This is a genomic window from Frigoribacterium sp. NBH87 (genome assembly GCF_014217665.1).
GTDB lineage: Bacteria > Actinomycetota > Actinomycetes > Actinomycetales > Microbacteriaceae > Frigoribacterium > Frigoribacterium endophyticum.
On record NZ_CP043650.1, the window covers coordinates 1,750,981 to 1,770,459 of the forward strand.

At 74.7% G+C, this 19,479-nt stretch carries 19 protein-coding genes; 11 read left to right on the forward strand and 8 right to left on the reverse strand.

The genetic code is table 11. From position 1 onward, the window contains the following. Positions 1-46 precede the first annotated feature (46 nt). The gene (locus F1C15_RS08105; RefSeq protein WP_167260561.1) at positions 47-1,111 is read right to left on the reverse strand and encodes a sodium:calcium antiporter; all 1,065 of its coding nucleotides are present in this window, start codon (positions 1,109-1,111) and stop codon (positions 47-49) included. A gap of 230 nt (positions 1,112-1,341) precedes the next feature. Here F1C15_RS08105 and F1C15_RS08110 point away from each other — a divergent pair, with 230 nt between their 5' ends. Next, positions 1,342-2,046: a DUF6766 family protein gene (locus tag F1C15_RS08110; RefSeq protein WP_185230515.1), complete on the forward strand. Its 705-nt coding sequence runs from the start codon at positions 1,342-1,344 to the stop codon at positions 2,044-2,046. Here F1C15_RS08110 and F1C15_RS08115 read toward each other — a convergent pair. Further along, the gene (locus F1C15_RS08115; RefSeq protein ID WP_056057706.1) at positions 1,990-2,193 is read right to left on the reverse strand and encodes a hypothetical protein; all 204 of its coding nucleotides are present in this window, start codon (positions 2,191-2,193) and stop codon (positions 1,990-1,992) included. The genes F1C15_RS08110 and F1C15_RS08115 overlap by 57 nt on opposite strands. Before the next feature lie 195 nt (positions 2,194-2,388). Here F1C15_RS08115 and F1C15_RS08120 point away from each other — a divergent pair, with 195 nt between their 5' ends. Together F1C15_RS08120 and F1C15_RS08125 are read left to right on the forward strand one after the other, a co-directional pair. Further along, positions 2,389-2,982, forward strand: coding sequence for a TetR/AcrR family transcriptional regulator (locus tag F1C15_RS08120; RefSeq protein WP_185230517.1), 594 nt, complete (start codon positions 2,389-2,391; stop codon positions 2,980-2,982). Between the two features lie 134 nt (positions 2,983-3,116). Beyond that, a complete protein-coding gene (locus F1C15_RS08125; protein WP_185230519.1) occupies positions 3,117-4,076 on the forward strand; it encodes a helix-turn-helix transcriptional regulator in 960 nt (319 codons plus the stop codon). A 65-nt stretch (positions 4,077-4,141) separates the two neighbouring features. Here the strand turns inward: F1C15_RS08125 and F1C15_RS08130 are convergent, their stop codons facing one another. Further along, positions 4,142-4,438 carry a hypothetical protein gene (locus F1C15_RS08130; RefSeq protein WP_185230521.1) on the reverse strand — a complete coding sequence of 99 codons (297 nt, stop codon included), beginning with the start codon at positions 4,436-4,438 and terminating at the stop codon, positions 4,142-4,144. Between the two features lie 253 nt (positions 4,439-4,691). On the opposite strand from F1C15_RS08130, the gene F1C15_RS08135 reads away from it, so the two are divergent. Further along, complete coding sequence (locus F1C15_RS08135; RefSeq protein WP_185230523.1) at positions 4,692-5,990, forward strand: NAD(P)/FAD-dependent oxidoreductase; 1,299 nt, start codon at positions 4,692-4,694, stop codon at positions 5,988-5,990. 263 nt (positions 5,991-6,253) lie between these two features. Here F1C15_RS08135 and F1C15_RS08140 read toward each other — a convergent pair whose 3' ends face one another. After that, the gene (locus F1C15_RS08140; RefSeq protein WP_255465086.1) at positions 6,254-7,741 is read right to left on the reverse strand and encodes an MFS transporter; all 1,488 of its coding nucleotides are present in this window, start codon (positions 7,739-7,741) and stop codon (positions 6,254-6,256) included. A 92-nt stretch (positions 7,742-7,833) separates the two neighbouring features. Here F1C15_RS08140 and F1C15_RS08145 point away from each other — a divergent pair, with 92 nt between their 5' ends. After that, positions 7,834-8,397, forward strand: a complete 564-nt coding sequence (locus F1C15_RS08145) for a TetR family transcriptional regulator (RefSeq protein ID WP_185230527.1) — start codon at positions 7,834-7,836, stop codon at positions 8,395-8,397. Between the two features lie 58 nt (positions 8,398-8,455). Then, entirely contained in the window at positions 8,456-9,037 is a 582-nt protein-coding gene (locus F1C15_RS08150) for a GIY-YIG nuclease family protein (protein ID WP_185230529.1), read from the forward strand. A 241-nt stretch (positions 9,038-9,278) separates the two neighbouring features. Here the strand turns inward: F1C15_RS08150 and F1C15_RS08155 are convergent, their stop codons facing one another. After that, a complete protein-coding gene (locus tag F1C15_RS08155) occupies positions 9,279-10,643 on the reverse strand; it encodes an APC family permease (RefSeq protein WP_255465087.1) in 1,365 nt (454 codons plus the stop codon). Positions 10,644-10,680: 37 nt separating this feature from the next. Next, entirely contained in the window at positions 10,681-10,995 is a 315-nt protein-coding gene (locus tag F1C15_RS08160; RefSeq protein ID WP_056059166.1) for a helix-turn-helix domain-containing protein, read from the reverse strand. A gap of 195 nt (positions 10,996-11,190) precedes the next feature. Between F1C15_RS08160 and F1C15_RS08165 the strand changes: the two genes are divergently transcribed. Further along, positions 11,191-11,835 carry an NAD(P)-dependent oxidoreductase gene (locus F1C15_RS08165; protein ID WP_185230531.1) on the forward strand — a complete coding sequence of 215 codons (645 nt, stop codon included), beginning with the start codon at positions 11,191-11,193 and terminating at the stop codon, positions 11,833-11,835. A 115-nt stretch (positions 11,836-11,950) separates the two neighbouring features. Here F1C15_RS08165 and F1C15_RS08170 read toward each other — a convergent pair whose 3' ends face one another. Beyond that, a complete protein-coding gene (locus tag F1C15_RS08170) occupies positions 11,951-12,433 on the reverse strand; it encodes a hypothetical protein (protein ID WP_056057729.1) in 483 nt (160 codons plus the stop codon). Positions 12,434-12,602: 169 nt separating this feature from the next. On the opposite strand from F1C15_RS08170, the gene F1C15_RS08175 reads away from it, so the two are divergent. From F1C15_RS08175 to F1C15_RS08185, 3 genes are all read left to right on the forward strand, one after another. Continuing rightward, complete coding sequence (locus F1C15_RS08175; RefSeq protein WP_185230533.1) at positions 12,603-13,622, forward strand: Gfo/Idh/MocA family protein; 1,020 nt, start codon at positions 12,603-12,605, stop codon at positions 13,620-13,622. A 110-nt stretch (positions 13,623-13,732) separates the two neighbouring features. Continuing rightward, positions 13,733-15,205: a cardiolipin synthase gene (cls, locus tag F1C15_RS08180; RefSeq protein WP_056057736.1), complete on the forward strand. Its 1,473-nt coding sequence runs from the start codon at positions 13,733-13,735 to the stop codon at positions 15,203-15,205. A gap of 225 nt (positions 15,206-15,430) precedes the next feature. Beyond that, entirely contained in the window at positions 15,431-16,870 is a 1,440-nt protein-coding gene (locus tag F1C15_RS08185) for an esterase family protein (protein ID WP_185230535.1), read from the forward strand. 193 nt (positions 16,871-17,063) lie between these two features. Here the strand turns inward: F1C15_RS08185 and F1C15_RS08190 are convergent, their stop codons facing one another. Further along, complete coding sequence (locus F1C15_RS08190) at positions 17,064-17,720, reverse strand: TetR/AcrR family transcriptional regulator (RefSeq protein WP_185230537.1); 657 nt, start codon at positions 17,718-17,720, stop codon at positions 17,064-17,066. A gap of 77 nt (positions 17,721-17,797) precedes the next feature. On the opposite strand from F1C15_RS08190, the gene F1C15_RS08195 reads away from it, so the two are divergent. Further along, positions 17,798-19,435, forward strand: a complete 1,638-nt coding sequence (locus tag F1C15_RS08195; RefSeq protein ID WP_185230539.1) for an NAD(P)/FAD-dependent oxidoreductase — start codon at positions 17,798-17,800, stop codon at positions 19,433-19,435. Positions 19,436-19,479: the final 44 nt, after the last annotated feature.

The following is a 19,479-nucleotide window of genomic DNA, read 5'->3' on the forward strand; positions in this document are numbered from 1 at the left end:
CTCCCGCCGGCCCGTGCCGAGGCAGCGCCGGGGCCGTGCGCGGCCGTCAGCTCGCGATGGCGAACAGCCCGCCGAGCCCCACGAGGTACAGCACGAGCACCACCAGCGAGTCGACGCCCATGCCCGCGATCCGCCGCCGGGGGCGGAAGAGCAGCCCCACCACGTAGACGAGCGTCAGCAGGGCCGCGAGCGCCGTCAGGTAGATGTCGGAGGCCTGCGCGGCGGGCAGCACCGCCTCGCCCGAGATGAGCGTCGCGACGAGGAAGAGCACGGGCAGGAAGGCGTTGCCGCCGAAGATGTCGCTCATCGCGAGGTTGTCGTCGCCCTGACGCACGGCCTGCAGGCCGGTCGAGATCTCGGGCAGCGACGTGGCGAGCGCCAGCACGGTCGCGCCGAAGAGCACCCCCGACAGCCCCAGCTGCGACGACGCCGCGTCGCCCGCCCGCTCGAGCACGACGCCGGCGGCGAGCGTCGCGAGCGCCGACACGGCGAAGACGACGGAGGCGCGGGTCGTGCTCATGCGGGAGTGCGGCTCGGCGGGCTTCCGACGTCGGTGCCCCGTGGTGTGGGGCGACGCGTCGGGGGCCCGGCCCTCCTCGTGCCAGGGCAGCCCCTTCCCGGCGCGCTGCACCAGCAGCAGCCCGACCACCCAGAGGACGGCGATCAGCACCACGTCGGGCGTGAGCCGCAGCAGCACGAGCCCGTCGGGCAGCTGGCTGCCGGCCACGACGACCGTGAGCACGGCGACCACGACGACCGCCTCGAGCACGAGCGTGAGCGACGCGGCCCGGTAGGTGAGGGGCGCGACCCCCTTCCCCCGGCGGCCGAAGACGTCGAGCACCACGAGCACCACGGTCTGGATCGCGATGCCGCCGAGGATGTTGCCGACCGCGACCGACACGTCGCCCGACAGCGCCGCGCTGACCGTGATCGCGATCTCGGGGAGGTTGGTCGCGACGGCCAGCACGATGAGCCCGCCGAGCGCGCTGCCGATGTGCAGCCGGTCGTCGAGCACGTCGGTCGTCTTCGAGAGCTGGATGCCGGCGACCCAGGTCACGGCCGCCGCGGCGACGAAGATCACGATCAGGAGCCAGAGGGGGAGGGAGTCCACACGGCGAGGCAACTCCTCCCGACGGGCCGTGTCCGGCTCCGGGCCGCGGAGATCCGCCGTCGTCCGGGAGCGGGGCGCGGCCGCCCCCACCAGCACCCGGGGAGGCGCGGTGCCCGATCCCGAGGGAGGGCTCGACCCGCCGCCGGGGCCGGTCTAGGCAGGAGGCATGTCGTGCACACCTCGTCCGCACCGCACCTGCTCGCCTTCTTCGTGATCGGGGCGCTGGCACGGTGACCGGCACGCGCACGACGCGGCGTCGCCTCGTCGACCGGATCCGCGACTCCGGCCTGGGCCTGTTCTTCGGGGCGCTCTTCGTCGCCGCGCTCGTCGCCCAGTCGTTCGCGGGGTGGGCGACCTTCACAGACGACCAGACGAGCGCCCGCCTGCAGCCGGTCAGCTGGCTCGAGTACGTGACGTCGTCGAGCTTCGCCGCCGACGTCGCCGAGAACTGGCAGTCGGAGTACCTGCAGTTCGTCCTCTTCATCGGCGCCACGGTCTGGCTCGTGCAGCGCGGGTCGACGGTGTCGGGCGAGCTCGACCAGGTCGGCCCTCAGAGCGACGAGCGGCAGCACGTGCGCGGGCACGCCCTGCCCGGCTCGCCCCGCTGGGCCGCGGCCTCGGGCTGGCGGCTGTGGCTCGCCTCCCACTCGCTCGGGCTCGTGATGGGGGCGATCTTCGTCGCCTCGTGGGCGGCCCAGGCCGTCACCGGCCACGTCGCCCACGACGAGCAGCAGCTGCTCGACCTGGAAGCGCCCACAGGTCTCTCCGGCTACGTCGCGTCGGCCGACTTCTGGAACCGGACCCTGCAGAACTGGCAGTCGGAGTTCCTGGCGGTCGGCAGCATGGTCGTGCTGTCGATCTACCTGCGCGAGCGCGGCTCAGCCGAGTCGAAGCCCGTCGGCGCCGCCCACGACGACACCGGGGTCGAGGGCTGAGGCGCCCTCGGCGAAGAAGTCGGCGTAGCGCGCCTCGTCGACGGCCGGGGGCACGTCGGCGGGGGCCGGCGCAGGCACGGCGCGGCGCTTCGGGTACGCGCCGATGTGGGCGCGGGGCACCGCGGAGTCGCTCGAGTAGGCCGTCACGGTGCTGACGCTAGGGGACGGGAGCGACGCCCCGGGCCCCGGGCGACGGCGCACGAACACGGACCCCGCCCCACCGCGCATGCCGGACAACCGGGGGCGGACCGCGGCCGTGCGCGGCCACTCCCGCTCGTTCTGCCGATCGTGCAACTAGTGTCGTGCAGGTCCCGACCAGACCCCACCGATCGATCCGAGCCCATGACCACAGCCGCCGTGAAGCCCCCGCCCCTCGACGTCACCGGGCGCCACGTCGTCGACGTCGCCGACGACCTCTTCAACTCCCGGGGCATCCGGTCGGTGCGCCTGCTCGAGGTGGCCACCGCCTCCGGCGTCGAGATCGACGAGATCCGCCGCCTCTTCCAGTCGAAGTCGGGGCTCGTCGAGGTCGTGCTCGAGGCCCGCCACGTCACCTGGTCGCAGCACATCGCCGACGCGACCGTCGAGGTGCCCGACTCGCGCGACAAGCTGCTCGCCATCTTCGGCTACCTCGAGGAGTGGTTCGCGGAGGACTCCTTCCAGGGCTGCGTCTTCATCAACTCCTACGGCGAGCTCGGCCGCAACAACACGCGCATCGCCGAGATGGCCCAGCGACACAAGGAGTCGTTCGTCGCCCTCGTCACCGACCTCGCGCTCGACGCCGGCCTGCCCCGCGAGCTCGGCTCGAGCATCGCCCTGCTGGCCGAGGGCGCCCAGGTCTCGGCCGCGATGACCCGCACCACCTCCCCGGCCCGCGACGCCCGCCAGGCGGCCGCGATGCTCATCGCGCTCTACCAGGACGACGACGAGCGCTGAGCCCGCTCCCCCGCGCCGAGCCGCTCCCCCACCTCGGCCCCTCCCCTGCACTGGGGCCGCGCCCGGACGGTCGGTCTGTCCACCCCGCGCATCGTCGGGCCCCGGGGTACAGCGCTTCGTGCGACACTCAGCCAGTGCGCGCCCTCGAGAACACCCCCGTGAGGCTCGAGCTCACCTCGTCGGACCTCACCACGGCGCGCGAGACGCTCGAGGGCCCCTTCGCGTCCGGCCGCTTCGAGGCCCGGCCCGTCCGCGACCGCCCGTTCTCGTTCCGGCACACGGCCGTCGGCGACACCGCGATGACGCTGCGCGAGACGCGGTTCAGCGGCCACCTCGGGGGCGGGCTCGCTCCGCACGACGAGTACGTGGTCGCGTGGATGCAGTCGGGCACGGGGTCGTTCACCGAGGGCCGTGACGAGACCGAGTTCACCTCCGGCATGCCGGTGCTGCTGCCGCTCGAGACCGACTACTCATTCGCCTTCGACGACTTCGTGCAGAAGTGCGTGCACTTCCGCACCACCGATCTCGAGCGTGTCGCCGCCGAGCGGGAGGGCGCCGCCCCCGGCCGCCTGCACTTCGACCGCCGGGCCACCCCGACGCCCGCCGCGATCCGCGCCTGGTGGAACACCCTCGCCCTCGTCTCGCGCACGGTCACCGACCCCGAGGTCAGCCCGCTGCTCGCCTCCGAGATGTCACGGCTGGCGGCCGTCGCCCTGTTGCAGCTCTACCCGTACCGCAGCGCCGACCTGCCGCCGCAGCTGCAGGCCCCGCGCAACGCCCGCATGCGCACGGCGGTCGAGTACGTGCACGCCCACGCGCACCTGCCGATCACCTCGACCGACATCGCCAAGGCCGCCGACCTCAGTCTCCGGGCCCTGCAGGAGGGGTTCCAGCGCACCTTCGACCTCGCCCCCACGGCGTACCTCCGCCAGGTGCGGCTCGACCGCGCCCACGACGAGCTGCGCTCGGCGGCCCCGGGCGCGACCTCGGTCGCGACCGTCGCCCGCACCTGGGGCTTCGCGCACCTCGGCCGGTTCTCGGCGTCGTACATGGAGCGCTTCGGCGAGTACCCGCGCGAGACGCTGGCGAGCTGAGCTGAGCTGCGCTGCGCTGCGCTGAGCTGCGCGGAGCTGGGCTGCGCTGCGCTGCGCTGCGCCCGCTAGCGGCGGGCGGCGCGCGCCGGGCGCGCGGCGCGGTCGCGACGGGGCGGCAGGCTGAAGAGCGGGATCACCGGGGCGAGCCCCTCCTCGGGCTGGGCCTCGACCGGGCGGGCGGGCTCGACCCGCGCCTCCCACGCCTCTCCCTCGTCGATGACGAGGCCGCCGAGCTCGGCGCCGACGGGCACGAGCTCCTCGAGCGAGCTGACGAGCGCCAGGCGGTCGCGGGCCTCGCGGTCGTGCCGCAGGAAGGCCGACGCGGGGGTCGCGGGGCGGCGGTAGAGCACGTAGCCCTTCACGTCGTCTCCCGCCGTCGAGGTCGCCCGCGGCCTGGTCGGCGCGGGCCCGGCGAGGTCGTGGCCGGAGCCGGAGGGGGTGCCCCCGGATGCGCTGAGCCTACGCGGCGGCACGGCCGCTGTCCGCGGCCCGCGGACACGTGCCTCCTGAGGCTCGCTCAGTGGGTAGCCTGTCCTCCGGACGGGACACGATCCCGGCCATCCTCGGGGTCAAGGGCGACCACCGGCTCGCACCACACATCGCAGGAGTCAACTCATGGCTGAAGACAGTCGCCCCCACATCGTCATCGTCGGTGGAGGCTTCGCCGGCATCGCCGCCATGCGGGCGCTGCGCCACGCCGACGTGCGCATCACCCTCGTCGACCGTCACGTCTACAACATGTTCCAGCCGCTCATGTACCAGGTCGCCACGGGCGGCCTCAACGCGGGCGACGTGACGTACTTCCTCCGCAGCCTCCGCTCGAAGCAGTCGAACGCCGAGTTCCGCCACGGCCTGCTCACGACCGTCCGGGCCGACGAGCGCGTCATCACGCTGCGCGACGGGGAGGAGATCGCCTACGACGCCCTCGTGCTCGCGAACGGCGTCAACACCAGCTACTTCGGCACCAAGGGCGCGTACGAGTACGCCTACTCGATGTACTCCCGCTCGCAGGCGCTCCGCATCCGCGACGAGCTGTTCACGCAGCTCGAGAACGCCGCGGCCTCGGTCGGCAGCGGCGAGGTCCGGGTCGTCATCGTCGGCGGCGGCGCGACCGGCGTCGAGATGGCGGGCTCGCTCGCCGAGCTGCGCGACCAGGCCCTGAAGGACGCCTACCCCGAGATCGACGCCTCGAGCATCACGATCACCCTCGTGCACCGCAGCGGCGAGCTGCTCAAGCCGTTCTCGCCGCGCCTCCGCAAGTACGCCGCGAAGGTGCTGCGCAAGCGCGGCGTCGACCTGCGCCTCGACACCGGCGTCGAGGAGGTCCGCCCCGACGGCGTCGTCGCGGCCGACGGCGAGTTCATCCCCGCCGAGCTCGTGATCTGGGCGACCGGCGTCGCCGCCCACGCCGAGGTGGCCGGCTGGGGCGTGCCGCAGACCCACGGCGGGCGCATCCAGGTCAACGACGACCTCACCGTCAAGGGCCTCGACCGCATCTTCGCCGCGGGCGACATCGCCGCGACCGACGACGCCCTCGCCCAGCTGGCGCAGCCGGCGATCCAGGGCGGCGAGCACATCGGCGAGCAGATCCAGCGGATGCTCGCGGGCAAGCCCCTCGAGAAGTTCAAGTACCACGACAAGGGCACCATGGCGACGGTCGGCACCAACGCCGCCGTGGTGCAGCTGCCCAACGGCTTCACCCTGACCGGCCCGGTCGCCTGGCTGCTGTGGGTGTTCGTCCACATCACCAGCCTGCTCGGCAACGGCAACCGCCTGTCGACGCTGACGCACTTCTTCGTGCGCTACCTCTGGGCGCTCCGCAAGCGGGCGATCCCGATCGTCGGCGACGTGCGCCCGGTGCGCCCGAACGGCGACCGCGCGCCCGAGAAGTGGCAGACCGAGAAGGCGGAGTAGCGCCCTCAGGGCAGGCCGCCTCCCCGCGCCGCCCTGCGCCCCCTCGCCGCCCTGCGCCCCCGCGCTGCCCTGCGCCCCCGCGCTGCCCTGCGCCCCCTCGCGAACCACCGACTGATCAACGAACCACCATCTGACGTGGTTCGTTGATCAGTCAGTGGTTCTGTCGTGTGGCGGCGGCAGCGGCGGCAGGGGGGCGGGGGCATGCGGGAGGCGCGGTGCCGGACTGACCGACACCGCGCCTCCTCGGGGCTGCTGCGGGCTGCTCAGCCCATGTGCACCACGGGGCCGGAGGGGAGCAGGTCCTCCTTCGAGCCGCGGATCATCACGAACGAGATGACGGCGGCGACGAGCGTCGCGACGCCGGCGGCGACGAACGCGGCCGAGTAGCCGTCGACGAGGCTGCCGAGGCCGACGGCGGCGCTGCCGGCCACGGCCGACGCGTAGAGGTTCGTGTAGACCGCGAGGCCCACCGAGCCGCCGATCTGCATCATGGCGTTCGAGGTGGCGCTGGCCGCGCCCGCCTCGTGCGGCGCCACTCCGGCGAGGGCGAGGTTCTGCATCGGCACGAAGACGCCGGCGAGGCCGACGCCCATCACGATCAGCGGGGGCAGCACGTGCGTGGCGTACGCGCCGTCGACCGTCACGAGCGAGAGCCAGAAGAGGCCAGCCGCCGCGATGACCGGGCCGACGATCATCAGCACGCGCGGGCCGATCACGGGCAGCAGCTTGGTGAGGATGGGCGCCATCACCATGATGACGAGGGTCATCGGCAGGGTCGCGAGGCCGGCCTCGAGCGGGCCGAAGCCGAGCACGATCTGCAGGTGGAAGGTGAGGTAGAGCAGGGCGCCGATCATGACGCTGCCGACGATCAGCTGCACGAGGAAGGCCCCGCCGCGGACGCGGTTCGTCAGCACGCCGAGCGGCAGCAGCGGGTGGTCGGAGCGCTTCTGGATCAGCACGAAGAGGGCGAGCAGTCCGGCGCCGAGGGCGATGAAGCCGATGACGACGGCGGAGCCCCAGCCGTCCTCCGCCTGCGTGAAGCCGTAGACGAGCGAGGCGAGGCCGAGGGCCACGACCACGGTGCCGGCGACGTCGAGGCGGTTGTCTCCCTCGGCCTTGCTCTCGCGGACGACGAGCGCGGCCGCCACGATGGCGACGATCACGATCGGCACGTTGACGAGGAGGCACCAGCGCCAGCTGACGAACTCGGTCAGCACGCCGCCGAGCACGAGGCCGACGGCCGCGCCGGCACCGGAGATGGCGCCGAAGACGGCGAAGGCGGTGTTGCGCTCGCGCCCGCGGTCGAAGGTCGTCGTGAGCACGGCGAGGGCGGCGGGGGCGAGCAGGGCCGCGAAGACGCCCTGCAGGGCGCGGGCGGTGACGAGCAGCTCGCCGGTCGAGACGAGGCCGCCGAAGGCCGAGGCCGCGCCGAAGCCGACCATGCCGACGATGAAGGTGCGCTTGCGGCCCCAGAAGTCGGCGATGCGGCCGCCGAGCAGGAGGAGCGCGCCGAAGGCCAGGGCGTACGCGGTGACGACCCACTGGCGGTTCTCGTCGGTGAGGCCGAGCTCGGCCTGCGCCTGGGGCAGGGCGATGTTGACGATGGTGCCGTCGAGCACGACGACGAGCTGGGCGAGGCCGACGATGACGAGCACCCACCAGCGGCGGCTCGGGTGGGCGGGGGCGGAGCCCGGCGTGGGCGACGCGGAGGGCGCGGTCGTCGGGACGGAGCCTGTCGATGAGGTGGTCACTGTTCTCCTGGGTAGGGCGGGTCCCGGCATGAGGACCGGGCAACACTACCAACCATTTGGTTGGAGCGCCACCGTGGGCTAGGTTCTCGGCCATGGCCCACGACGCGAACGAGACCCGACGACGCATCCTCGAGGCGGCGACGGCGGAGTTCTCGGCGCGCGGGCTCGCGGGTGCCCGGGTCGACCGCATCTCGGCCGCGGCCGGCTGCAGCAAGGAGCGCCTCTACGCCCACTTCGGCGACAAGGAGGCGCTGTTCACGACGGTGCTGAACCTCTCGTTCGCGGAGCTGGGCGCCGCCGCCGCCGTGCCCTACGCCAGCGCCGAGGAGTTCGCCGTCGCCCTCTTCGACCACCTGGCCGAGCACCCCGAGAACCACCGGCTGCTCAGCTGGGCCCGCCTGGAGGACACGCACGACTGGCAGGCCTCCTTCGCCGTGCTGCAGGAGACCCGCGACGCGTCGATCGACCAGCTCGACCGGGTCGGCGCCGTGCGCGCGACGCCGTGGGGCGGCGACGACCTGTTCGCCGTGCTGCTCTCGATCGCGTCGGCCTGGGTGCAGCTGCCCGGGCTGGAGGGGGCGCCGGCCGCGACGACGGGGCGGGACGAGCAGCGTGAGATCGTGCGGGAGGCGGTGCGGAGGCTGGTGCGGGGTTAGGGCGCGCGGGACGGGCTGCCGCGGGAGCGGCGTCGGTGGTCGGCCGTACGGTCCGGGGATGGACCTGACCGACGCCCCGCCGTGCACCGGCGGCGGCGACTGCCCGCACGCCGTCGAGCCGGGTGCGCCCGTCCCGCTCTGCCGGCGGCACCTCGAGCTGGCCGCGGACTGGTGGCGCGACGCGGAGCGGGGAGGCGCGGGCATCGGCGTCGAGGACGCGCTGCCCACGCCGTGCCCGGCCTGCGGAGCGCGACTCGGGGTGCGCTGGCCCTCCGCCTGGCTCTGCGCGGTGTGCGAGTGGCGGCAGGGGGACGTCCCGGACGGCGAGCTGGCGCCTCCCCGGGTGGACGTCGTGTACTACCTGCGCTTCCGCGACAGGATCAAGATCGGCACGACCGGGAACCCCCGTCAGCGCCTCGCCGCGATCTGGCACGACGAGCTGCTGGCGCTCGAGCGCGGCGACCGCGCCGTGGAGCGGGCACGGCACGAGCAGTTCGCGGCCCAGCGACACGGACGCACGGAGTGGTTCACCGCCGACGGCGAGCTGCTCGCGCACGTGCGCGCCCTCGCCGAGGGGCAGCCCGACCCGTGGTCGCTGCACGCCCGCTGGAGGAGCGAGGCGGTCGCGCGGCGCGTGTGATCCGGGCGGGGCGGTACGGGCGGGATGCGCGGGACGGGGCGCGGGTGGTCGTCGAGCGTCGGGGCGTCGGCAGCGGGTGCGACCGCGACAGCGACAGCGACAGCGACCGGATCGTCCGTGCGACCGGACGACGCCCCCCAGAATGCTCGATCCACTCCGGAGTGGAGCAGCCTGGCTCGAAGGGCACACCTACCGAACGCCGCTCCACTCCAGAGTGGATCAGCGCGGAGCGGGACCGTCCTCAGAGCCCCGTCGTCCGAGACCCGCGCCCGGCGCCCGGCGACCCGCGCCTCCGACGGAGCACCACGAGACGACCCAGCACCCCCACCGCGAAGACCCCCGCCCCGGCGACCACCGACGCGAGCGGCAGCGTGACCACGAGCGCCACGCACGCGACCGCCCCCAGCACCGGCAGCACGCGGGGCCAGCGACGGTGCTCCCCCGTCTGCGTCAGCGCCGCGACGTTCGCCACGAGGTAGTAGACCAGCACGCCGAACGACGACGCCCCGATCACGCCCCGCAGGTCGACGGTCAGCACGAGCACGCCGACGACGGCGGCCAGCACCAGCTCGGCCCGCAGGGGCACACCCCTCCGGGCGTCGACCACGGCGAGCCCCCGGGGCAGGTCGCCCTCGCGCGCCATCGCCAGGCTCGTGCGCCCGATGCCCGCGACCAGGGCCAGCAGGGCCCCGCTCGCCGCGACCCCCGTCGCGACCGCGACCACCGGCGCCAGCCACCCCGCTCCGGCCGCCTCGACGGCGTCGACGAGGGGGCGCTGCGACGCCGCCGTCCCCGCCGACCCGAGCGCACGGAGCAGCACCAGCGCCACCGCGGCGTACACGACGAGCGCGGCCGACAGCGCGATGACGACGGCCCGCGGGATCGTCACCGACGGGCGCCGCACCTCCTCGGCGAGGGTCGCGATCCGCGCGTAGCCGGCGAAGGCGAAGAACAGCAGGCCGGCCCCCTGCAGGACGGCGACCGGCGTCGGTCCCTCACCCGCGCCTCCCGCACCGCCTGCACCACCAGCACCGGAGGCCGCGTCGAGGACCGCCCCGACCCCGGGAGGCGCGCTGCCGACCACGACCACCACCACCACCAGCACGGCCAGCACCGCGGCCACGATCACCGCGGTCGCCGCGGCGGTCCGGGTGATGCCCGCGGCGTTCAGCGCGGTCACGGCGACGACGAGCAGGAGGGCGGCGGGGCGGGTCCACGGGTCGGGCACCAGCGCGACCGCGGCGGTGGTCGCCATCGCGGCGCAGCTCGCCGTCTTGCCGACGACGAAGCCCCAGCCCGCGACGAACCCGGGCCACTCGCCGAGCCGCTCGCGGCCGAAGGCGTAGGCGCCGCCCGAGGTCGGGTGCTGGGCCGCGAGCTGCGCCGTCGACGTCGCGTTGCAGAACGCGACGATCCCGGCGATCAGCAGGCTGACGAGCAGCAGGTCGCCGGCCGCCGCCGCGGCGGGGGCGAAGGCCGAGAAGACTCCTGCGCCGATCATGGAGCCGAGCCCGATCACGACGGCGGCGACGAGGCCGAGCCGCCGCTGCAGGCCCCCGGGCGCGGACGACGAGGGCGAGGCCGAGGGAGGCGGGGCGGCGGTCACGCGCGGAGCATACCCACCGCGGGTGACGCGCCCGCGCTCAGGCCCGGCTGTCGTACTCCCGCTGCGAGTCGCTGACGTCGCCGAAGTGCTCGATCGACCAGCGCTCGAGGGCCTTGAGCGGGGCCCGGAGCGTCTGGCCCGCCTCCGTCAGCTCGTACTCGACGCGCGGCGGCACCTCGGCGTAGACGGTGCGCGAGACCAGGCCGTCGCGCTCGAGCCCGCGCAGCGTCTGCGTGAGCATCTTCTGCGAGATGCCGTCGACCACCCGGCGGATCTCCGAGAAGCGCCGCGGGCCGTCGTCGAGGGTGCCGACGACCAGCACCGTCCAGCGGTCGCCGATGCGGTCGAGCACCCGCCGCGTCGGGCAGCCCGCCTGGTAGGGGTCGAGCTCGTACGACGAGGCGTCGAGCCCGCTGGTCTCGCTCGTCGACTCGCTGAGCTCGCGCGTGGCCGGATCGATGGTTACCAAAAAGTGCCTACTTCCCGATGGATACCAATGGACGTAGCGTAGCCCCGTACCGCCCCACCGCGACAGAAGGAGAACCACATGACCCGCATCACCGTCTTCGGAGGAACCGGCTACGCCGGCAGCGCGATCGTCGCCGAGGCCGCGCGCCGCGGCCACGAGGTGACCTCGGTCAGCCGCTCCGTGCCCGAGCAGCAGGTCGAGGGCGTGCGCTACGAGACCGGGTCGGTGCTCGACGCCGACGTCCGCGCCCGTGCGGTCGCCGGGGCCGACGTCGTCGTCTCCTCCCTCTCGCCCCGCGGCGAGCTCGACGGCCAGATCGTCGAGGCCGACCGCGAGATCGCGACCCTGGCCGCCGAGCACGGCGCCCGCCTCGTCGTCGTCGGCGGCTTCAGCTCGCTCCGCCTCGAGGAGGGCGCCGAGCGCCAGGCCGACACCGGCCAGCTGCCGCCCGAGTTCGCCGCCGAGGCCCTCCAGATGCACGCCGTGCTGCTCGAGCTGCTCGACCGCCCCGAGGGCCTCGACTGGACCTTCGTCTCGCCCGCCATGCTCTTCGGCGCCTACGCACCCGGCGAGGCGCTCGGCCGCTACCGCGTCGGCGGCGACGTCGCCGTCTACGACGCCGAGGGGAACTCCGCGATCAGCGGGGCCGACTTCGCCCTCGCGATCGTCGACGAGGTCGAGACCCCGGCGCACGGCCGCGAGCACATCAACGTCGCGTACTGAGCGACCACGGGGTCACACGGTGACCCACCGCGGGAGGCGCGGTGCCCGGTCGACGGGCACCGCGCCTCCGGCGTGTGGTGGGGTGGTGCGCTCGGCCCACGCCGCCCGGAGCGGCTCAGCCCCGGCGGCGGCCGATCGCGACCGCGAGCGCCAGGACGGCGACCGTGACGCTGCCGCCGACGGCGAGGAGGACGCGCTCCTGACGGCGGCCCGCGAGGGCGAGCCGGTTCGTCGCGTCGCGGAGGGAGTCGGCGGCCGTCTCGGTGACGTCGCGGCTCGCCTGCGTCACGTCGGCGACGATGCGCTCGGCGGCGGCGGCGAGGTCGCGGCCCTCCTCGGCGGCGTCGTGCAGCAGGCCACGGGCGTGCTCGGCCGCGTCGCGCCCGGTGGCGGCGGCGCCGTCGACGAGGCGGGCGGCACGGTCAGCGGCGTCGCGCCCGGTCGCGGCGCTCTCGCGGACCTTCTCGCCCGCCTTCGCGGCGAGGTCGCGGAGGGCAGCGCGGTCGTCGGGCGAGACGACGCCGCTCTCGTCAAGGGCCGACAGCGCCCGGCGCGCTGCGGCGCGGAGGGAGTCGCGGGGCCTGTCTGGTTCGCTCATGTCGTCGCCTCTCGTTCGCGGTGCTGAGCCCCCGACGCTACCCCGCGCACATCCGGATGCCCCTAGGTGGGCCCCGGCGGGCGCGGAGGGCCCAGGACGAGGCATCTCGACGCCGCCGGGGCGCAGCGTGCCGCGGCGTGGCGCGTCGCGGCGGGGCCAGCATGGGGGCATGACCCTCACCTTCCCCTCCTCCTCCGCCGCAGCGCTGCGCGGGGGCCCCGCCCTGCGCTGGGGCGTCATCGGCGCCGGCGAGATCGCCGGCGACTTCACCGACGCCCTGCACTCGCTCACCGACCAGCGCGTCGTCGCGATCGCCTCCCGCAGCCAGGAGCGCGCCGACGCCTTCGCCCGCCGTCACGGCGTCGAGCGCGGCCACGACGACGCCGCCGCGATGGTCGCCTCCCCCGACGTCGACGTGGTCTACGTCGCCACCCCGCACACCCGGCACCGGCCCGACGCCCTGCTCGCGATCTCCGCCGGCAAGCCGGTGCTGATCGAGAAGCCGATGGCCGTGAGCACCGCCGAGGCCGACGAGATCGCGGCCGCGGCCCGGGCGGCGGGCGTCTTCGCGGCCGAGGCGCTGTGGACCCGCTACCTCCCCCACATGACCGTCATGGCCCAGCTGCTGGCCGACGGCGCGATCGGCGACGTGCGGCTCGCGACCGCCGAGGTCGCCTGGGCGAACGACCTCACCGCTCCCGGCCGCATGACCGACCCGGCCCTCGGCGGCGGCGCCCTGCTCGACATCGGCGTGTACGCCGCGTGGTTCACGCAGTTCGCCGGCGGGCACCCGGTCGAGGTGCGCGCCTCGGGCACCACCCGCGCCGACGGGGTCGACCTTGAGGCCGCGATCGTCACTCGCAGCGACCGGGGAGTGCTGGCGACGGCAGCGACCAGCCTGCTGGCGACCTCGCCCGGGCGGGGGACGATCAGCGGCTCGGCCGGCTCGCTGCGGACGCTCGAGAACCTGGTCTTCCCCGCCTCCTTCGAGCTCGCGACCGACGAGGGCACCGCCGTCTGGAGCGACCCCGCCGTGCCGACCGGCCGCCGCGGGCTCGCCTACGAGGCCACGGCGGTCGCGGGCTTCGTCGCGGAGGGCGTCACCGACTCGCCGCTGCACTCGCTCGCCGACGCACGCTCGGTGCTCGCGACGATCGAGGCGGCCCGGGCGCAGCTGACGGTGATCTGAGGGCGGCCGCGGTGGGCTGGGCGGGGCCGCCGTCCCTCCCCAGGAGCCCGTACCCCACAGGGGCGAGACCCGGGGAGGCGCGGTCAGGCACCACCTGACAGGATCAGCCCATGAGATGGCGCTCCGTGCTGAAGGCACTCCCCACCGTGGTGCTCGTCGTCGACATCGTGATCCGCGTGGTGTCGGTGGCGGCCGTGCCGCGCAACCGCAAGCCGAGCTCGGCGATGGCGTGGCTGACCGCGATCTTCGTCGCGCCCATCCCGGGCAGCCTGCTCTTCGGGCTGATCGGCTCGTCGAAGCTGCCCCGCGACCGGCGCGAGAAGCAGCGCGAGATCAACCAGCGCATCCTCGACGGCACCGCCGGCCTCGACACGAAGGCCGCGACGATCGAGACCGAGCCGCCGTGGTTCGGCAGCGTCGTGAAGCTCAACCGCACCCTCGGCTCGATGCCCCTCAGCCCGGGCAACACGGCCGAGCTGCTGCCCGACTACCGCGCGTCGATCGAGGCGATGACGGCCGCCGTCGACGAGGCCGAGCGGTACGTGCACGTCGAGTTCTACATCTTCACCCGCGACGAGACGACCTTCCCGTTCTTCGACGCGCTGAAGCGGGCCCACGACCGCGGCGTGCAGGTGCGGGTGCTCTACGACCACTGGGCGACGATCCGCAACCCGCAGGGCCGCGTCACGCGCCGGTGGCTGCGCGAGGCGGGGCTGAACTTCGAGGAGATGCTGCCGTTCCACCCGACCAAGGGCATGTGGCGGCGCCCCGACCTGCGCAACCACCGCAAGATCGTCGTCGTCGACGGCGACGTCGCCTTCACGGGCTCGCAGAACATGACCGACCCGAGCTACAACAAGCGCGGCAACATCAAGCGCGGCCTGCAGTGGAAGGACCTGATGGTGCGGCTCGACGGGCCGGGTGCCGTCGGCCTCAACGCGCTCTTCCTCACCGACTGGTACTCCGAGACCGACGAGCTGCCGGTCGTCGACGACCTCGAGGCCCCCGTCGAGCGCCGCACCGGCCCCGACGCGATCGAGTGCCAGGTCGTGCCGAGCGGGCCCGGGTTCGACGGCGAGAACAACCTGCGGCTGTTCAACGCGCTCGTCTACGGCGCGCAGGAGAAGCTCATCATCGCGAGCCCCTACTTCGTGCCCGACGACTCGATGCTCTACGCGATCACCACGGCCGCCGAGCGCGGCGTCGACGTGCAGCTGTTCGCCTGCGAGGTGGCCGACCAGTTCCTCGTCTACCACGCCCAGCGGTCGTACTACGAGACGCTGCTGCGCTCGGGCGTCCGGATCTTCCTCTACGAGAAGCCGATCGTGCTGCACTCGAAGCACTTCACCGTCGACGACGACGTGGCCGTCGTCGGCTCGAGCAACATGGACATGCGCTCGTTCAGCCTCAACTTCGAGGTGTCGCTGCTCGTGCGCGGTGCCCACTTCGTCGAGCGCCTGCGCGCCGTCGAGGACGACTACCGCTCGAAGTCGCGCGAGGTCCACCTCGACGAGTGGCTGACGCGGCCGGCGGCGATCCAGGTCGTCGACAACGTCGCGAGGCTGACCGCGGCCGTGCAGTAGGCGGGAGGCGCGGAGGCGCGGGGGACGCGGGCCGGGCAGGAGGCGCGGGCCGGGCAGGAGGCGCGGGCCGGGCAGGAGGCGCGGGCCGGACGGGAGGTGCGGGCCGGGCGCCCTGCGGGTCCCGTCGCGCTGACGGCTGCGTCATGGGATCGCTCCCTAGGGTGTGCCCGCCCCGCGACCCGTCGACGCCCGACCTCCGGCGGGGCTCGTCCGGAAGGCCCCGCGGTGTCGTTCTCCCTCGTCTCCGTCCTCACCCTGGCGCCGGTGTACGCCCTGGCGCTCGGGCTGGCCGTGTGGCTCGTGCGCCCGCCGGGCGACCGGGTCGGGCGGCGGGACGCGCGGCCCGGGCGGAACTCGGCCGGGCTCCGACCGCACCTCCGGACCCGGGCGGGCCGCCTGCGACCCCGCCTCCGATCTCGCACCCGCCCCCGCCCCCGGCGCTGGTGGACGGCGGTCGGCGTCGCCGCCGTGGTCGGTGCCGGCGCGGGCGCCCTGGTGTCGTGGTGGGTCGGCGACGTGCAGGCCGCCCTCGACGTGCCTCCGACCTGGGTCGACCGGGCCTGGGTCTCCGCCCTCGGCGCGGGCCTGGCCGTGGCGGTCGTCGCCGCCGTGCGCGGCGGGGCCGGTCGTCGTGTCGTGGCCGGGCTCGGAGTCGTCGTCTTCGCCCTCTCGACGGGCCTCGCCGTCAACCGTGACGCCGGGCTGTTCCCGACCGTGGGGGCGCTGCTCGGGGTGTCGCACGTCGCGCCGCTCACGCTGCCGCCCGCCCAGCACGGGGTGTCGGCGGGCGACGCGACCACCGCCTCCGGCACCCTCCCGGCGGAGTGGACCCCGCCCGCCGAGCTGCCCCGGCACGGTCGGCTCGGCAGCGTGGTGATCCCGGCGACCGACTCGCACTTCCGGGCCCGGCCCGCCCTGGTGTGGCTGCCGCCGGCCGCGCTGACCGCCGACCCGCCCGCGCTGCCGGTCGTCGTGGCGCTCTCCGGCCAGGGGCCCGGTGCCGCCCCCGAGAACCTCGTCGACGCCGGGCACCTCGACGACCAGCTCGACGCCCTGGCGGCGCAGCACGACGGGCTCGCTCCGATCGTCGTGATGCCCGACCAGCTCGGCCGGCCGACCTCGAACCCGATGTGCGTCGACGGCGAGCTCGGCGACAGCGCGACCTGGCTCACCCGGGACGTGCCCGCCTGGGTCACGGCCCACCTCGACGTGCAGCGCTCCCCCGCCGCGTGGGCGATCGCCGGCTTCTCGCAGGGCGGCACCTGCTCGGTGCAGCTGGCGACCGGGCACCCCGACGTCTTCGGCTCCTTCGTCGACGTGAGCGGGCAGCTCGGTCCGCTGCTCGACGGCGGCGTCGACCGCACGATCGCCCGCGGGTTCGACGGCTCGCGCGCCGCGTACGACGCCGCCCAGCCGGTCGCGGTGATGCGGGCGCACGGTCGGTACGCCGACCTCGGCGGCTTCTTCGCCGTGGGGGCCGACGACTCGCGCTACGGGCCCGTGCAGCCCGTCGTCTCGGCGGCGGCGCAGGCGGCGGGCATCGACGTGACCCGTCTCACGGTGCCCGGCAGCGGGCACGACTGGCACACCGCCTCCGTGGGCCTCGCTGCCGGCCTGCGCTGGCTCTGGCCGCGCCTCGGCCTCGGCGCCGTCGTGGGCGGCTGACTCCCGGAGGCGACCCGCCCCGCCGCCCCGCCCGTCCCCCGCCCGGCCGTCCTCGCACCCGCGAGAACCACCGACTGATCAAAGAACCACGTCAGATCGTGGTTCTTTGATCAGTCGGTGGTTCTGCCGCGCAGCCGGGTCGCCCGCCGTTCACCTGGCCGGCCGGGCAGGCGACGGTGCTGGCGTTCGGGGCTCAGCGCGCGGCGGCGCCGTAGATGCTGCTCAGCCAGACGTGCAGCAGGGTGTCGACGGGGTCGACGGCCGCCCCGGGCAGGCTGGGCTCGGTGAGCGCCGCCATGATCACGCGCTCGTTGAGCAGGTTGAGGCTGGTCGCGAGCACGCGCGGCTCGGGCCCGGCGACGGCGGCGCCGCGGGCGCGCTCGGCCCCGATCGCGCGGGCCGTCTCGTCGATCCAGCCCTGCAGCAGCCGCGACCACTGCGCGACGATCTCGGCGTCGGTGCCGCGCGCGCCGACCACGGCGGCGACGACGCCGGGGTGCGCCGCGAACGTCTCGAAGAAGGCCGAGATCGCTCGCCGCCAGGTCGCGGCGGGGTCGTCGGCGAGCCCGACGAACACCTCGGCCGAGCGCCGCGACGCCTCGTGCGCGACCCGGTCGAGCAGCGCCAGCAGCACGCTGCGCTTCGACGCGAAGTAGAAGTAGAACGTCGGCCGCGAGATGCCCGCCCCGCGAGCGAGGTCGTCGATCGTCAGGGCCGAGAAGTCCTTCTCGCCGAGCAGCCGGTCGGCCGTCGTGAGGATCGCCTGCTCGCGCTCGTCGCCCGACACCCGGGTCGACCGCCGTCCCCGGCCCCCGGGAGTCGCGGCGACGGCGTCGAGGTCACGGGGCATGCGCCGATGGTACCGTCCCGCAGCGCTCGGCGGACACACCGTCGACACTCTCAACACTGTGTCGATACAGTGGACGCATGACCGATGAGACGACGACGTCCGCCCCGGCGAGCTCCGCCGACGGCCCGACCGGCCCCGTCGAGCACCTCGACGTCGTGGTCGTCGGGGCCGGCCTCTCCGGCGTCGGCGCCGCCGCCCGGCTGCGCGCGGCGTTCCCCGGCCGGAGCATCGCCGTGCTCGAGGCCCGCGCCGTCAGCGGCGGCACCTGGGACCTCTTCCGCTACCCCGGCGTCCGCTCCGACAGCGACATGGCGACGCTCGGCTACTCGTTCCGCCCCTGGGTCGACGAGCGGTCGATCGCGCCGGGCGCGGCCATCCTGCAGTACGTCCGCGACACGGCGGCCGAGACCGGCGTCGAGCAGCTCGTGCGGTACCGGCACCGCGTCGTCGGCGCCGACTGGTCGTCCGACGACGACCGCTGGACCCTGCGGGTCGAGACCGGCGCCGCCGACCCGACCCGCGACTCCGGCGGGCCCGACGCACCCCGCGACCCCGGCACGCACGACGGGGCCGTCACGACCACCACCCTCACCACCTCCTTCCTCTTCCTCGCCTCCGGCTACTACCGCTACGACCGGGGCCACCGCCCCGAGCTGCCCGGCGAGGCCGCCTACGAGGGCGAGTTCGTGCACCCGCAGCAGTGGCCCGAGGGCCTCGAGACCGCCGGCCGCGACGTCGTCGTGATCGGCAGCGGCGCGACGGCGATGACCCTCGTGCCGGCGCTCGCGGCCGGGGGCGCCCGGGTGACCATGCTGCAGCGCTCGCCCACCTGGGTCGCGGCGCTCCCGAGCCGCGACCGTCGCCTGCTGCCGCGGGCGCGACGCATCGGGCTCCGCGCCTCCGCCCGGGTCTCGCGCTGGCGCGGCATCGCGACCGGCCTCGTCACCTACCGGTTCAGCCGGCGTGCGCCCGAGCGCACCGGGCGGATCCTCCGCGAGCGCGTGGCCGCCCGCCTGCCGGAGGGCTTCGACGTCGACCGCCACTTCGTGCCGCGCTACGACCCGTGGGACGAGCGGCTCTGCGTCGTGCCCGACGGCGACCTGTTCCGGGCGATCCGCGAGGGGTCGGCACGGGTCGTCACCGACACGATCGCGGGCTTCACGCCGCGCGGCGTGCGGCTCACCTCGGGCGAGGAGCTGCCCGCCGACGTCGTCGTCACCGCGACCGGCCTCACGCTGCAGCTCTTCGGCGGGGTCCGGATGACCGTCGACGGCCGCGAGGTCGACCCCGCCGAGCACGTGACCTACAAGGGCGCGATGCTCGACGGCGTGCCGAACATGGCCTTCGCCATCGGCTACACGAACGCGTCGTGGACCCTCAAGATCGACCTCGTCGTCACCTTCGTCGAGCGCGTGCTGCGATCGATGGAGTCGCGGGGCGAGTCGCGCGTCGTGCCCACCGCCCCGACCGGGTCGCGGGGCCTCGGCGAGCTCACGCCCCTCATCGACCTCCGCTCGGGCTACGTCGCGCGCGGCGTGCACCTGATGCCGCGGCAGGGCGCGCGGACGCCGTGGCGGCTGCACCAGGACTACCTGCGCGACCTCGTGCTGTTCCGGCTCGGCCGCGTCCGCGGCGACGGGCTGACGTTCGGCTCGGCGGGCGGGCGCCCGGGCCAGCGCCGGCTCCCGGGCCCGCGCCGGTTCCCGCCCCGATGACCACTGCCCCGACCACCACCCGACCGACCCGACCGAAGGACCGA

What these genes read in the sequence shown, in the direction of transcription:
- F1C15_RS08170 (WP_056057729.1), bottom strand. Translation starts at nt 12,433, where the DNA reads ATGAGCGAACCAGACAGGCCCCGCGACTCCCTCCGCGCCGCAGCGCGC.
- F1C15_RS08165 (WP_185230531.1), top strand. Translation starts at nt 11,191, where the DNA reads ATGACCCGCATCACCGTCTTCGGAGGAACCGGCTACGCCGGCAGCGCG.
- F1C15_RS08195 (WP_185230539.1), top strand. Translation starts at nt 17,798, where the DNA reads ATGACCGATGAGACGACGACGTCCGCCCCGGCGAGCTCCGCCGACGGC.
- F1C15_RS08135 (WP_185230523.1), top strand. Translation starts at nt 4,692, where the DNA reads ATGGCTGAAGACAGTCGCCCCCACATCGTCATCGTCGGTGGAGGCTTC.
- F1C15_RS08190 (WP_185230537.1), bottom strand. Translation starts at nt 17,720, where the DNA reads ATGCCCCGTGACCTCGACGCCGTCGCCGCGACTCCCGGGGGCCGGGGA.
- F1C15_RS08175 (WP_185230533.1), top strand. Translation starts at nt 12,603, where the DNA reads ATGACCCTCACCTTCCCCTCCTCCTCCGCCGCAGCGCTGCGCGGGGGC.
- F1C15_RS08120 (WP_185230517.1), top strand. Translation starts at nt 2,389, where the DNA reads ATGACCACAGCCGCCGTGAAGCCCCCGCCCCTCGACGTCACCGGGCGC.
- cls (WP_056057736.1), top strand. Translation starts at nt 13,733, where the DNA reads ATGAGATGGCGCTCCGTGCTGAAGGCACTCCCCACCGTGGTGCTCGTC.
- F1C15_RS08150 (WP_185230529.1), top strand. Translation starts at nt 8,456, where the DNA reads ATGGACCTGACCGACGCCCCGCCGTGCACCGGCGGCGGCGACTGCCCG.
- F1C15_RS08145 (WP_185230527.1), top strand. Translation starts at nt 7,834, where the DNA reads ATGGCCCACGACGCGAACGAGACCCGACGACGCATCCTCGAGGCGGCG.